11 protein-coding genes are annotated in these 14,983 nt (G+C 52.5%); 5 read left to right on the top strand and 6 right to left on the bottom strand.

Going from position 1 to position 14,983, the window contains the following annotated elements:
* Window positions 1-54: 54 nt before the first annotated feature.
* The 3 genes from QTO31_RS09165 to QTO31_RS09155 all read left to right on the top strand — a co-directional run bounded on the left by QTO31_RS09165 (window position 55) and on the right by QTO31_RS09155 (window position 4,187).
* Window positions 55-1,002, top strand: coding sequence for an AAA family ATPase (locus QTO31_RS09165; RefSeq protein WP_301428854.1), 948 nt, complete (start codon window positions 55-57; stop codon window positions 1,000-1,002).
* Between the two features lie 12 nt (window positions 1,003-1,014).
* Entirely contained in the window at window positions 1,015-3,552 is a 2,538-nt protein-coding gene (locus QTO31_RS09160) for an ABC transporter permease (RefSeq protein ID WP_301428853.1), read from the top strand.
* A gap of 371 nt (window positions 3,553-3,923) precedes the next feature.
* On the top strand, window positions 3,924-4,187 hold the full coding sequence (locus QTO31_RS09155) for an acyl-CoA-binding protein (RefSeq protein ID WP_031460423.1): 264 nt from the start codon (window positions 3,924-3,926) through the stop codon (window positions 4,185-4,187).
* Between the two features lie 516 nt (window positions 4,188-4,703).
* Here QTO31_RS09155 and QTO31_RS09150 read toward each other — a convergent pair.
* Window positions 4,704-4,988 (bottom strand): RNA recognition motif domain-containing protein, encoded by a 285-nt coding sequence (locus tag QTO31_RS09150; RefSeq protein WP_012255974.1) that lies wholly within the window; start codon window positions 4,986-4,988, stop codon window positions 4,704-4,706.
* Between the two features lie 447 nt (window positions 4,989-5,435).
* Between QTO31_RS09150 and QTO31_RS09145 the strand changes: the two genes are divergently transcribed.
* Window positions 5,436-6,014: a peroxiredoxin family protein gene (locus QTO31_RS09145; protein WP_301428852.1), complete on the top strand. Its 579-nt coding sequence runs from the start codon at window positions 5,436-5,438 to the stop codon at window positions 6,012-6,014.
* 67 nt (window positions 6,015-6,081) lie between these two features.
* Here the strand turns inward: QTO31_RS09145 and QTO31_RS09140 are convergent, their stop codons facing one another.
* Genes QTO31_RS09140 through QTO31_RS09120 form a run of 5 tightly spaced genes read right to left on the bottom strand, consistent with a single transcriptional unit; the run spans window position 6,082 to window position 13,141 of the window.
* On the bottom strand, window positions 6,082-6,786 hold the full coding sequence (locus QTO31_RS09140; protein WP_301428851.1) for a hypothetical protein: 705 nt from the start codon (window positions 6,784-6,786) through the stop codon (window positions 6,082-6,084).
* Window positions 6,787-6,789: 3 nt separating this feature from the next.
* Window positions 6,790-7,779 carry a DevR family CRISPR-associated autoregulator gene (locus QTO31_RS09135; RefSeq protein ID WP_301428850.1) on the bottom strand — a complete coding sequence of 330 codons (990 nt, stop codon included), beginning with the start codon at window positions 7,777-7,779 and terminating at the stop codon, window positions 6,790-6,792.
* 30 nt (window positions 7,780-7,809) lie between these two features.
* Window positions 7,810-9,660 (bottom strand): hypothetical protein, encoded by a 1,851-nt coding sequence (locus QTO31_RS09130; RefSeq protein ID WP_301428849.1) that lies wholly within the window; start codon window positions 9,658-9,660, stop codon window positions 7,810-7,812.
* A gap of 18 nt (window positions 9,661-9,678) precedes the next feature.
* Window positions 9,679-12,105 (bottom strand): CRISPR-associated helicase Cas3', encoded by a 2,427-nt coding sequence (gene cas3, locus QTO31_RS09125; RefSeq protein WP_301428848.1) that lies wholly within the window; start codon window positions 12,103-12,105, stop codon window positions 9,679-9,681.
* A 4-nt stretch (window positions 12,106-12,109) separates the two neighbouring features.
* Window positions 12,110-13,141 (bottom strand): helix-turn-helix transcriptional regulator, encoded by a 1,032-nt coding sequence (locus QTO31_RS09120; protein WP_031460428.1) that lies wholly within the window; start codon window positions 13,139-13,141, stop codon window positions 12,110-12,112.
* A 318-nt stretch (window positions 13,142-13,459) separates the two neighbouring features.
* Between QTO31_RS09120 and QTO31_RS09115 the strand changes: the two genes are divergently transcribed.
* Window positions 13,460-14,965, top strand: coding sequence for a carboxypeptidase-like regulatory domain-containing protein (locus tag QTO31_RS09115; RefSeq protein ID WP_301428847.1), 1,506 nt, complete (start codon window positions 13,460-13,462; stop codon window positions 14,963-14,965).
* Window positions 14,966-14,983: the final 18 nt, after the last annotated feature.

The raw sequence follows: 14,983 nt of genomic DNA, 5'->3' as shown, positions 1-14,983 counted from the left end.
GGAACATTTTAAGTCGTGGTACCATACCTATAGCGGTATTATGGAGAAACCTGTATGCAAACTGCACAACTGGTATCAAACCTGTTAAGCGAAGCCCGTAAAACACTCGTCGGTCAGGAAGAGCCGTTAACTCTGTTGATCACTGCTCTCCTCTGTGGAGGGCATGTGTTAATCGAAGGCCCGCCGGGCACTGCCAAAACATTGATGGCCAAAACACTGGCGCAGATGATCCAGGCCGACTTTCGTCGGATTCAGTTTACACCCGATCTTATGCCATCCGACGTGGTCGGCACACAAGTGTACGATCTGAGTAATGGTCAGTTTCGTTTGCGTAAAGGACCAATCTTCACGCAGATATTGCTAGGTGACGAGATTAACCGTGCACCGGCGAAAACGCAGAGCGCTTTGCTTGAGGCGATGGAGGAACGTCAGGTTACTATCGAAGGCCAGCGCTTGCCGCTGCCAGAACCATTTTTCGTCATCGCGACCCAAAATCCGATTGAGTATGAGGGTACCTACCCATTGCCCGAAGCTCAACTTGACCGTTTTCTCTTCAAAGTGGTGATCGATTACGCATCACGTGAAGTAGAAACGGAAGTTCTGCGCCGTTACCATCTCGGTTTCGATGCGCATCAATTAACGACGAGCGGTCTTCGTGCCATTGTGACACCCGAAGCACTCACGGTATGTCGGGCGGAAATTGCTCAGGTACAGGTTGAGCAGGGCATTCTGAATTATATTGTCGCGATTGTCCAGGCGACTCGCAATAGCCCTGAATTGCTGGTCGGCGCGTCACTGCGGGCCGGAATCGCTCTCTTGCTCGCTGCAAAGACACTGGCCGCTATCTATGATCGCAATTATGTTACTCCCGACGACGTCAAGCTGTTGGCTCGTCCAGTTTTGCGGCACCGGATCATTTTACGCCCGGAAGCCGAAATCGAAGGCTTGAACGTCGATACAGCCATTGGTCGTATCCTCAATCGCGTTGAAGTACCGCGCTAGAACGAAACCTGTATGCTCGTGCGTAGTTCGCTTCGCTGGATTATTCGCCATCCGTGGCAAATGGTGCTCTGTGTGCTAGGGGTAGCGTTAGGGGTAGCTGTTGTTGTCGCAATCGATCTGGCAAATGCCAGTGCCCGTCGTGCTTTTCAACTGGCCGGTGATACCATCGCCGGTCAGGCAACACATCAGATTATCGGTGGCCCAACCGGTTTACCTGAAACAGTGTACCCAATGATCCGGCGCCAATTCCCTGCATTGGCTGCTGCACCGGTTGTCGAGGGCTATGTTAACGCACCAACCCTTGGGCCTGGTGTATACCAGCTTTTCGGAATCGATCCCTTTGCCGAGGCCCCGTTTCGGCCATACCTGGCCAGTAATGGTTCGGTCGATCTGGCTGCGCTGCTGATCAAACCGGGGGCGGCGCTGCTCGCACGTACCGTCACCGAACCGGCCAACCTGCATCCTGGCGATCAAGTGCCGATCCAGATCGGCGCCCGGCAATCGATGTTAGAGATTGTTGGTATTCTCGATCCTGCCAATGAGGTGAGTCGGCGGGCACTGGAAGGTCTGATTGTTGTGGATATTGCGAGTGCGCAGGAACTGCTAACCAATACCGGTCGTCTGAGTCGGATTGATCTGATCGTGCCGGAGACATTTGAACTCGATGTGCTGGCGGCCAGCCTGCCACCTGGTATCACTATTCAGCCTGTCACTGCTCGCACCGGGGCATTACAGCAAATGACCGATGCCTTTGAGCTGAATCTGACCGCCTTGAGTCTGCTGGCGTTGATTGTTGGTATGTTTCTGATCTACAACACTATGACCTTTAGTGTTGTCCAACGCCGTACCTTATGGGGAACGCTGCGCTGTGTGGGTGTGAGTCGTGCTCAGTTAGCCGGTCTGGTATTGACTGAGGCATTTATCATCAGTTTGCTGGGTGTGGCTGGTGGCCTGGGGCTGGGAGTTGTATTGGGAAGAGGTCTGGTCGGTTTAGTCACGCAGACGATAAACGATCTCTATTTTGTGGTTACCGTGCGTGATATACAGCTCGAACCGTTCGTGCTCTTAAAAGGGGCCGGACTTGGTGTTATCGCCACGATTCTGGCGGCGCTTATGCCAGCACTTGAGGCGATGTATACCCCACCGCGTACCGTGTTGCGCCGTTCGAGCATCGAAGATCGCATTCGGCGGGCTATTCCGCGCCTGGCTGGCGCCGGTATTGCACTCTTGGTTCTCGGTGGTGGGGTGCTAGTGATCCCTATGCCGGCCAACACGACAGGGCTTTACGCTGCATTTGGTGGTCTGTTTGCAATCGTTATCGGTGCTGCGCTTATCACACCACCCGCCCTGGTTGCGCTCATGGCCGTCATGCAACCAACCTTAGGAAGAATATCAGGTATGTTGGGGCGAATGGCGATCCGCGATGTCGTGAGCAGCCTGTCGCGCACGGCGGTGGCAGTTGCCGCCTTGATGGTTGCAGTTTCGGTGACCATTGGGGTGGGAATTATGATCGGGAGCTTCCGCCAAACTGTTATCAATTGGTTAGAGCAGAGTTTAATTGCCGACATCTACGTTTCACCACCGAGTAACGTCGCTAATCGAATCGATACCGTGCTTGACCCGGCGTTAGCGGCTGCGCTGGCGACAATGCCCGAAATTGAGTCGATTACCACCTTTCGTAGTGTGCAGATCGACCTGCCAACCGGCCCGACAACCCTGGTTGCTATCGGAGGCGCAACTGAACGTGGTCGGCGGGCGCTACGTTTCCAACAGGGTGGGGATGCTACTACATGGGAAGCCTGGGAGCGTGGCGCTGTGCTCATTTCAGAACCGTTAGCATTCCGCAGCGGTCTAGGTGTCGGTGATACGCTTACGGTACGTACCGATCGGGGACTGCGTGATCTCCCCATTGCCGGTGTCTACTACGACTACACCTCTGATCGGGGAGTGATACGGATGAACGATACTGCCTACCGCTCATTATGGGATGATCAGGCGATCTCTTCACTGGCTATTTACGTGCGCGACGGGTACGATGTCGAAGCGGTGATTGATCGGGTACGGACGATAAGTGCTGCGTATGGGACGGTGCTGGTCAATGCCAGCCGTGCTCTGCGTGAAGGGACACTGATCGTTTTTGATCGCACCTTTGCTATCACCTCTGTGCTGCAACTGCTGGCCACCATTGTCGCATTTATTGGTATCTTGAGTGCGCTGATGGCATTACAGCTCGAACGCACCCGTGAATTGGGGGTATTGCGCGCTGTTGGCTTGACCCCTGCCCAACTTTGGGGAGTCGTGCTCGGTCAGACTGGACTTATGGGACTGGCTGCCGGTCTGCTGGCAGCACCGTTAGGATTGGTGCTGGCCCTGATCCTGACGTATGTGATCAATAAGCGCTCGTTTGGTTGGACACTGGAATTAGCTGTTGATCCGGCACTTTTTGGACAGGCATTTATGGTAGCACTGATTGCTGCGGTGTTAGCAGGAGTATGGCCAGCTCTGCGCATGAGCCAGACCAGTCCGGCAGTTGCGCTGCGGGATGAATAATACTGCTGAGCGAGTATCTGAAAAACCTTTTTCCCGCCAGTCGTTTTCACCCTTCCTCTGCGTAGAAGTGGTTGGGCGGAGAGTATCTGACGCCCCCCTCACTGTCACTCTGGCCCCCTTCCGCTCCCACACGGGGCGAGGAAGGGGGGAAGTAGTGTAGCTAGTGCGAAAGCATGGTGGAACTCCTCCCGAAATGGTCGCACGGATACGGGACGTGCCCAATGAGAAAGCTGGGTTTTCGATCAGCCTCTCAGAACGTGGACACTGGGTAGGAGGATTTCCAGACAAGTTCTGACACATTGCGTTAAACGTCTCGTAAATTATGGTACGATATACGAACACGATCCGTGTGAACGTAAGGAGAACCGGCAATGAGTGATCTGCAGGCGGCTTTTGAGCGTGCGGCGCAAGAGGTGCAGCAATTACCGCGTCGTCCCGACAACGAAACCCTTTTACAACTGTATGCGCTCTACAAACAGGCGACGGTTGGTGATGTGCAGGGTAGTCGGCCAGGTGTGCTCGATATGACCGGACGGTTAAAGTACGATGCATGGGCTAAACTTAAAGGCGTAACAGCAACCGAGGCAATGAGCCGCTACATCGAACTCGTTGAGCGACTGAAGCAGTCAATTTAAAGCCTATCCGAATCATCTGTCATCCTCTCGCAACGGATGCACCTCGGCGATGGATGGAAGACGATTCACAAGGAAATGCGAGGCAACGCCTCGCCCCTACAGGTATTCACGACGATAGTCACGGAGAGCTGGTAATACCGACCGTCGTCACACCGCAGGGAGATGACGATTTCGGTCTCTCTCACCTTCCCCCTGGCCTCCTTCCTCTCCCACATGAGGAGAGGAAGGAGGAACGAGTAGCGAGGTGAACTCCGTCCGTCCCGCGCATCGCCTGGGGTTGCCTGCGCAGCAGAGAGAACGCGAAGCGGATGGAGGCAAAGGACGTTGGCTCTCAAACGCAATGTCGCAGATGCACGGTACGAGCCTCATGAGAAATTCGGGTTTTTGATCAAGCTCTGAGAAATGAAGCGATTTTCATCCTTTCTCAGCAGTGGAAAGATAAAGAGGAGATACAAAAAAAGCTGGGGGCCGATTTAGAACCAGCCCCCAGCTCTCAGCTTATTGTTCCGCTATAGATTAATAACGGCGACCAAAACCACCACGAGGAGCGTTACGTGGCTTATCTTCCGCCTCGTTTACCCTCAGATTTCGTCCACCCACCTCAAGACCGTCGGTTGCGCGGATGACAGCGGCGACGTTATTGGTTTCAATTTCAACAAAGCCAAAGCCACGCGAGCGACCGGTATCACGGTCATTAATGACCCGTGCACTCTGCACTTCACCATGCGGCTCGAAGATCGAACCCAGCTCAGCATCGCCCACATTCCACGGCAAATTCCCGACGAACAGTTTTACCAACATTGCACATACTCCACAGAAACTTGGTTTGACATACCGTCATGGCATATCAAAAACCGGCTATCACAGACCTCTCGTACTGCCGCCATCGATCTTGTTGGATCGATTGGTCGCTCCGGCGATCGACAACGTACTTGCTTCGAGCGATGAAGCATTGCCGATCGACCAAATTCACGAGAGTTCTCTGATACCGGTCTTGCAGCACACGACGTTGACTTACCTGCTTACTATAACACACCTTTCCGAAATTGCAAGTGGGATTTTGAAAGGAATTATGATTTTGAGGAAGTGGGGAGTTAGACCTCCTCACCAACCATCTGGCCTCATTCCGCTTCTGCCAGCGAGTGAAAGAGGGATTTTCACCCTGGCTATTTGCTATCTCCTGTCTTCAATCTCCTGGAAATCGGGGTATACTACATAAAGAAGTGTTTCTTTTCCTGCGGAGGTATTATGGCAAGACCCTTCATTCCTATGACGGCCAAATGGCGGCAAGAATTCATTAGACCGCGCGGCCCGGCCAACGTACCGCCAGTTGGCAGTGAGGCGCCCGATTTTACTCTACCGTATGCACAGTTCATAAGCGGGCCACCGGAGGATCGGGTTGAGTATGGCCGCACGATTACCCTCAGCGCGCTGCGAGGTCGACCGGTTGTACTCAACCTCACCCGGATTGTCAGTGACCGCTTCTTCTGACCGCACTGCGCGCCGCAACTGGATGCGTTGCGGGAGCATTATGAGCTGTTCGTCCAGCGCAATGCCCATCTGTTAGTTGTTAGCAGTACTGATCTCGAAATGACCAGTTATGTAGCCGAGGTGTTACGTGCTCCTTATCCGATTCTGAGCGACCCCGAATGGGAAGTGTTCTATCGCTATGGAATGGGATCGGCAATGGGAGTGCCCTTACCCGGTGCCTTTGTCATTGATGCCAGCGGGATCATTCGCTGGAACTGGGCAGCACCTTTATCGGTTGTCTTTACCCCACCACGCCCTGCCGAGCTAGCAGCAGTGTTGGATGCGTTGGGGGGATGACAGCGGAGGATGACGTGGGAGGGGCACGTTGCATCGTGCCCCTCCGTTTATTACCCACGAGGTGTTGTTAGATCCGTTCGTACCACGAGAACGATTTTGAGGACCGCCTTAACCGATAGGGCAACACGACATGTCGCGGCTGACGGTCATCTTTCGATAACTTTTTTGCCTGATCGTAAACGTTTACCTTCTCAAAGCTTACTTTATCATCACAATCATCTAAGACCTGGAGAGTTCCGTCAAGCGGGAAATTCATACCAGGTTGAGTGAGCGAAATAAAGTCTGGCGGTAAGACTTCCTGGTATTCGGGTGCCTGTAGCAGTTGAACAAAACCGCCCCGTTTGCCGAGATAGGTGATATTGATCAACGCGGTAGATAACCAATCACGTTGCGCTGTACCTTCCCAGCCCAACCCAATCGCAAAGGCACCAACCAGATGAACGTACTCACGATACCCGATTGTCCGTTGGAAAAAGCCTTCAAAATCAGGATCATTGGGCTGAGCGTTGCTACGGCTAGGACGGAGAACGCGCTGAAAGACGTTCGAGACAACTGCATGCGCTGCCGGTCGTAATGCTACTTCCAAGCGGGCAATATCAGGCCAGTAGCGCTGCACCGTACTTAACGGTTGGAGCCGACACAAGGCATCGAAGATCGCTACCTTGATCGCAAAAGGCGAGGGCGCCAGCAGCGTTTTCCCGCCAGAAGCAGTCGTGGCACTCGGACGCAACGAGAAGAGTGAGACAGCTTCGTATTCAGCAATTAACCACATAAGCTACTCTCCCTGCACCACTGGCAGAGTAAACGGTTCAGCTTCCTGAATAAGGCGACTCATCTGTTCGGCGAATTCACCGAGCGAAGCGAATGAAAACAGCTCAATTGCCCCTGGATGGAGTTCGTTCAGACTGCTAGCAACACGCTGAACATCGGCAACAAAATCGTCTTTCAATGGCGAGATGCAGGGCGCCGGAAGAACATTCGAGCTGACCGAGATCACACCACTGACGTCAAGAATGTGCGGATTTTGCGCCGTCCGCATCGCACCGGCAGGCTCGATGAAGGTGTAGAGCACACTCTCGAGCAAGGCGCGTAAACGCTTCTGCCGTTGTTCGGCATCAATGGCGTAGCGTTGCGAAATATCGTTGAAGCCAACCCGTGCTGCCTCAACCTGTACCACAATTGCATAGACACCCGATGATGCTGGACGATGGAAGGGAGTTTGTTTTCCGGTGATCGAACCAGACTCATCAACGCCAGCGCTACCACCTCCACGCTCACTCTCAAATTTGACATGGAAGTATGAGTCGGTCTTAACACTCCCTGGAACACCGACGACCCAACCAAACTCGACGACACTCTTGCGCGGCAACGAGCGGTTTTCGGCGGTAATCAACGCTCCTGCCATATCGGTTACCGCACAGCGCTGCAGAATGAGGTCAAGCTCAGCCGCATTACTCTTGGCCCCCTTCAGTTGGTTGAGAAACTCTTTGTCGATGTCGAGATCGTAGTTAATGCGATTGGCATTAAACAGCCGTGCACCGATTGAAAGGGGTAGGCCAGCCTGCACCGCCAATCGATGCAGGTGTTCCGACTGAATATGTTTGAACATGTCGCCGCTAATTGCATTCACGCTGTGCAGACGACCATCGGCAAAGACGTTAACCATCCGCGTTTGAATCTGATTCCCCTCACCACCCTCGTTATTCAACGAGTGGAGGTTCAAGACGGCACGAGCAGCAATTGACAGACTGAACACAGGCTTCATACTAATGTCTCCTCGGCTATACACATGTGACTATTCCTCTTCCGATTCCTCAGTGCTACCAGCATCCTGATCGTTTGCCTCGTCAGTATCACGCTCAGGCGTATAAGTTTCATCACGCTGGTACGTACTGGCATAGCCATACGCCACTAACAGACTGGCAATCATCTGCGGATCGCGATACTCATCCATTAAGGCCAGCAACTCATCAATATCCTGGATCGAAACGTCACTGCGTGCGCCGCGTGGTTGTGGATTACCCTGACGTTCCAGGCGTTCTCGCATGCGGGCATTTTCCGCATTGTAATCGTGAATAAACTCGCTCAGAGCGACAATAAACTCGTTGGGATACGCTGATTTACGCAACAGTTCCTGCCCAAGCCCATACCGTACTTCATACGACACATCGTATTTATCCTGATTACGCTTCAGGTTGCGACGATGGGCTTCAACGGTTGCCATGCGAATGGCGTAGGCCAGATTACGAAAGCCTCGTGATTTGGTGATCTCGCTCAAGGGTGGGGCAATCGAACTCATAATAACCTCCAGAGAATGAACTGTAAACTGAGGGGCGAGCTTATCGCGTTGAATAACAAAGCCAGAATACGCATCGGTAAATGCCAGTAAGGTAGCAAGTTCATTGGTGGAAAGGAAATCACGGTAGCTGCGGAGCAATTCATATTCCTCACCACGTTTTTCATCGAGATTGCGCACAATCCGCAGGTGTTCGTCAATCACTGCCTGATAGCGCGGAATATCATTCTGCGTTTGTGGTTGGATCCAAGACGGTATGCCAATGCGGGCAATGTTCATGACTGCCGCCGACTGACCGAGATTCTTGTAGTAAGCGCTATCAAGTCCATACACCAGCCTATTAACACCTTGGTGTGTGCCGAACACCTGAGCCAGTAGGCTCTGATCACGACTGACTTCGGCGTAGCTCAGGACTGCTTTCGCATAACGCAACGCCGCCAGGATGTCGAGCTGAATTGCGCCGCCGGTTCCGATCATCAAGCGCCGAAATTGCTCGCGGATACCCAGGTGATGTTCCCAGTCGAGCCGATTGGGCGCTAGGACATAGATTTTCCGATCCTTGCTATCCTTGATCAGACGGGTGAAGCCGGCCCAGCGCAATCCAACCCACTTCAGGTATTCGGTAAGCCAGAAGTTACTGAGATTGCCGGGCTTCGCAAAGATCGCTTTACTATTGGTCGTTCCCTTGCCCTGGGTTGGATTGATTAATTGAGAGGCGCTGAGCTGTTTCGAGTGTTTCAGCCCATGGCGTTTACATACCGCTGCCCAATGTTTTGCCGCATCCTCTTCTTTATTCGGAAACGCGCTGGCGTAGATCAGTACCGTTTTCAGTAGCTCTGGAAATGCGACCTGCCCCTGAAACCATTCAGCCGCCGCACTGTTAGCGGCTTGCAATGCGGCCGGATTGATTGCCCGAAAGAGTTCCCAATCGGGGTGGGGTTCGACCGGTGGTTGAAGCTGTTGCCACTGATCGCCCACACTACGTCGCCAGGCCCAATAGGTTTCGTTATCGCTTTTGGCCTGTTCGTAATCAGGAGCAACTCCTGGCATTGCCGCTACCGTTTCAACCGCAATCTGAGTACCTTTGATCAACTTTTGCTGACTCTTGCGATCAACGGTGATGAGTAAAAAAGCACCGGTAAAAAACTGACAGTGGGCAACCCATTCTTCACGCAATGGCGGATCACAGATGACAGCAAAATATGGACCACAATCCTCAATCGTAATCCGTGCTCGACCATCGGCAATCCCGTTGAATACGTAAGCTACACCAAACGCAACCAGATTATCGGCAAACGTAGCGGTACGCTTTTCCACATAATACTCACTGCGATAGATCGACGAATTCATAACCACTCCATCATTCATTCAGGGCGTCGCCTGTGCATGGCCCATTTCAGTCCCGCGCTGATCGGCTCGCCGGAGCGCACGGGCTAGTAACGAGTAGGCAATCCAACCATAACGGTCGGTCGGTTTGGTAAGCAGATCGGCAAACTGGCTCACTTGACCGGTATCTACCTGTTGCCAGAGCATATCTGGATTCGCATGACAGGTGACATCTTTGGGAAGGAATTGTAGCGTATCTTTAATAACATCTTTAGCATTATCTACCAGTTTAAACGATTGACAATCCTGTACAAAAGGCGCATGATGTCGGGCAATCGCTGTTAATGTCGCTTTCACAAGTTCCTGATGAGGAAGCGCCTTGGCCAGCATGCGTGCGACTGCTAATGCACCTTCGGCGGCATGACGTGGGCGTTGATAGTGTTGTGACACTTGTTGTTCCGCCTGCGCATGAATTGGATTCTGGCGGTCGAAGGTAGTATGGGCCAGGGCAACTTTTTGGTCAATCGGTTGCCCGATTGCCTGCTGATAAGCATGCGCCCACTGTTGCCAGCCAACTGAGAGTTTCCCGACATCGTGAAATAAGCAGGCTAGCCAGGCCGCACACAGCACACTTCCCCGCTGCCAACCAGCGACTCGTTCGAGGGCATTGGCGGCAAAATAAAGTTCGGGGAGCGCCAGTTCTCTAAAGGCTTCCAGCACTCGTTGGATGTGATCGCGGTATGGTTCGACTCGCAACCCAAAAGTGGTGCGATCAATTAAGGTGGTCGCAGGTGGCAGTGTTGATAGAAACGGCAAATGACCGACGTTGGGTAAGAAGCCTTCCTGTTCTGAGTAACCGGCCAGCGCCGGATGAACGACGATCAGTGCGGCTGCTTCCAGATCACGACCATCCCGGACATCAACCCAGCGGTAGAGAGGCCGATTATTCTCTAACCGATCACCCGCCTCACTTTCATCAAGCCGACGCACGCGCCATGGTACAGTAACCGGTCGTTGTAACCATTCTTTGACCATACTCCGCAACGAATAGAGCGGAATGTTTAGCCCAATGGCGTCATAAGGTGAAGCCAGCAACTGGTCTGGGTCGTGGTGGATCAACAGCGTTCGACTGTCAACATCGCGTACTAGCAATCGCGAAGCTCCTTCACGAAAACCGTCCAGACAACGGTGAATGTTGCTCTGTCGATTCTGCCGGTCGGCCTGGATATTCCCGATGACCTGCCGATCACGTGGTGTACTGACCGCATTCACCAACGCCTGTTCATCGGTAAAATCGAGAACCTGTCCTGGGCGTTCCTTTAGCCAGGCAAGAGCCGAATCCATCTCTTGTTTCAGCAGATCGTCATTTTTGAAAGCATAAGGGATATACTTGTCAACCGGATACACGATAACCGTGCCGGTCTCACCTGGATAGCGGGCACAGCGACCGGCCCGCTGGATCAGACTAGCCGGTGGCGCCAGTTCGGTGTGGAGGATCTCAACTGAAATATCGACCCCAACTTCAACCACCTGGGTTGCAACAATGATCAGATTGACTTGTTCACGAGGTGCGCCAATGCCAAGGTGCTTCCGCAGCCTCTCTTCAATCCGGAGCCGATCCGACGGTAAAAATTGACTGTGCAGCAAAATAATCTCGGTGCCTGCCGGTGCTTGCTGTTTCAGGTCGAGATATAGCTCACGCGCTCGCCGCACCGTGTTACAGATGACCATTGAAGCGTGGCGATGAGCAGCCAGCACTGCCGCAGCCTGTAGGGGCGTATCGGCGACCTGCCAGACGCGCTGACGGGCCGGCTTATTGCCACGGGTGTTTATTGCAGTTATCTCGTCTACGGAAAGGGTTACGATTTCAGCCGGATGGAGCAGATTAGCTAACGCCTGCAGCATATCCCCGCTGAATGTCGCCGTCATTAACATCACCGGCGCCAGACCTTTAAGCTGTTGCAGAACGTAGAGAATTGTCGGCAACGCTGCTTCTGGATCAAACAGATGAAACTCATCGAAGACCAGGTAGGCACCGGCAAATGCGCCGGCATTCACATTCGCCAGCCGATACGGCAGACTGTAGGGCATCATGAGATAGCTACTGAGAAATTGATCAACGGTACAGAAGATAAGATTCCCTTCAAAACGTCTATCAAAACGTCTATCAAAACGTCTATCGTCCGGCTGTTCACCGGTTTGAATCCGAACATCGAGCGGTTTGCCGTGACGTCGGTAATAGCTCGCGGCAAGCTGATGATATTCGGCATAAAACTGATTCGCGAGGACGCGCATCGGAGTAACGTAAACACATTTGCGCGGTGCGGTGGCTGGCCGATCAAAAAATCCTTCAATAAACGGCGCCAAAGCCGCCCGTGTTTTACCAGACCCAGTTGGCGCCTGTAAGACAACAGATGTACCGTTCAGAATGAGGTCTTTAACCCGTTGCTGGTAAGGGTATAGTTGCATCGATCTAACCTCCGAAAAAGTCACGCAAGGTGGTTGATTCGCCAGTCGTGGATGGTGCAGATGATACATGCCAACCGTACCGTTCGGCTAGTGCTCGTGATTCCCCTATCAGCGTCTCGCGGAACTCTACCGGCTCGAGCACCTCTACTGCTGCTCCCCAACCGCGCACCCAGGGCACCATCTCACGCCAGTCGGCAACCTGAGCCTGCCATTCACATCCGCCATCTTCCAAGAGGGTAATCTGTTGTGAGGGATGCCAGATAGTCTCTTTCACCCGTTGTGTAGCCTCGCCGGGTTTGAAGCGCAAGCGCACCGTAACCGGTTCATCGTCACCGAACCAAATACCCCAGGTATGGCGGAGCAGTTGTTGTTCATCGAAATCTTCGGGAATTTCAAAGGTCTCTAACGTTGTTACTACATCTTCAATCCGCTCTAATTTGAAGGGTACAATGTCACGTGCAACATCACTATAGGCAATCACATACACGCTATCACTCCAAAGCGCCGGCTCGATGAGGTACGGGCTAATCGTATGAATAAGTGGTCGGCGGGCGCGCAACGCACGGTAGGTGATACGCGCCTTCTTCTGCCTCAGCCACGCCATCGTGATCTGTTCGAGAATGCTCAACCGTTGTGGCTGTTTTTGCTGCTTGAGCACAGCAGTTGTCAGTTGCAGGAGCCGCTCAGTCATCGGCTGTTGGAGACACGCAGCCAGTTTCTCGACTGCATGGACGACATGCAGGTTAGCTACATGGGTCTGGCGCAGCATACGTCGGGCCGGTAAGTACAGGAAGAGCGCCTCGTAAGGATTAAGCCGAACCTCTGAAATTAACCGGGTTCGATCAATGCGGTAGCGACCCGGTTCTTCTTCAATGAAGGGATATTCCTGTTCTAGTGCAATGCGGTCGCGATAGGCGGTAGAGCGATCGATACCAAGTCGCTCGGCCATCTCGATGTCGCTAAAAGCCCGTTGCACATATAGCCGCTTCATCTCGTTCAAGCGCTCGGCTCGTGATAATCCGCGACCCTTGTTCATACCCACTCCTGTTTTTGAGTTATGTATGTGTTGTTGCTATCTTAGCACCTTCCGCGTTCAAAAATGGCAACAGCATGTCGGTCAAGATGTGCTTTTCTTGTGAGAGGGATGAGTACATGTTCTGCACGTGAAGTTATGTGACGAGCAACTGATTGAGCGATGTACGAGCGTTTCTGGTAATAATGTCGTACATCGTTCATGCTACAATCGAAACAACCGGAATCAGAACTAAATCCGAATGCAACCATGTCTGTGTGTTGCCAGGGCTATTTTCTGTAGGAACAATAGCTTATTGTTACTCTAACTGTGAGGTATTACATGCCAGCCTCAGATCTTCCTATAGCCGACCTCGCCCGCTGTTGTGGCCGTGAACGTCGGGCATTTAGTGAGTCTAGTGAACGATCATCACCGTGTTGCATGGAACTTTTTCGCAGAGCCTTTGCCGGGTATCAAGATGCCTGGATTCACATTACCGAAATCTTTCAGCCGATTCTCCGGCAATGGATTCAACGAGTGTGTATGAGGTTTTCCGATCTGATTGACGAGAATGATAAAACAGAAGTTACCGATAACGCCTGGCTCAAGTTGAGAAAAGGCGTTACTCGTCAAGCCGATCTCTTGCAGGGCGACGATCTAGGGAAGCTCTTGCAATACCTAAAAACGTGTGCTGAACGTGAGATGCATAGTCTTCTGCGGAAAAAGTTTAAAGAGAAAAAGCTTAAAGAGTATCTCTGGCTGGCGGATAATACAGAACTTCCTGATCGTTCAAGTAGGTCATCCGATCCCGAGAAAAGTATCGCACTTACTCAGCGGTTGAAGGAGGTACTGTCTGAGGATGAGTTGATTGTTATTAATTGTATCTGTATAGGGGGCTATCCACCACAAGAGATTCTGAATCTTTTTCCGGAACGTTTCCCTAATGTTGATCGAATCTATCAGATCAGGCAGAATGCGATCCGTCGTTTACGTAACGATCCAGTGATCCGCGACATCGCGGGACTCTCGGATCAATCTGATCATCGTCGTTCAGCGATAGAAGAAGATAAACATCGCCGCCAAAAACCGCAGGGACCTGAGTCCCTTAAAATAGAACTAGAGACAGATCCTGAAACAAGGAGAGGGCGGCTTATGGATATGGATACTCCCTGCACCCTTGATGAAGAAACATTGCTCAACTACGCAGCCGGCTTACTCTCAGCAGAGCAACGGCTAGTAGTTGAAGCTAATCCTGACTGTGTCAGGAAGGCTCAGGTCCTGGCGGCAGAAATAGCGGCGATTGAAGCAAGTCTGTACCGGTTGCACTGCCCTGATGTTGATAGCTTGCATGCCTATTATCATCGCGAACTGGAAGCGACCCAACATCTGGTTATTCACCGCCATGTCGAGACCTGCCGCTTTTGTCAGGAAGAGCTTGAACTTCTCCGCATAATGGACGAGACTCCATTGATCGAACCATCGCCCCTCACACGGGTACGACAGATTGTTGAGGCGATCTTGCAACCGGCGCTGGCCTTGCAGTTGCGAGGACAGGCGCTTATCTACGCAGCCTCTGAGGTGCTTTTGACCCTCAACACGCGACGAACCACGCAGGGTATCCCACGCTGGACGATTGTTGGCGAATTGCGAATGCCCGATGGCTCACCGCCTGATCAGCCAATCGAGCAGGTTTTGGCAATGCGCGATGATGAGGAGTCGATCACGGCAGAGCTGGAAGAGGATGGAACCTTTATCTTACGCGATCTCGCGCCGGGAACCTATCGCATAACGGTTTGTACACCTGAAAAGGAGATTGTAATCCGCTCGCTGAAGATCGGTATAGATTAGCCTATCTGAAAACATCCC

It is taken from the genome of Chloroflexus sp. MS-CIW-1, from assembly GCF_030444705.1.
In the GTDB taxonomy this organism is placed as follows: Bacteria; Chloroflexota; Chloroflexia; order Chloroflexales; family Chloroflexaceae; genus Chloroflexus.
Note: the sequence above shows the minus strand (reverse complement) of the source record. Positions and strands in the feature narration are given on the sequence as shown.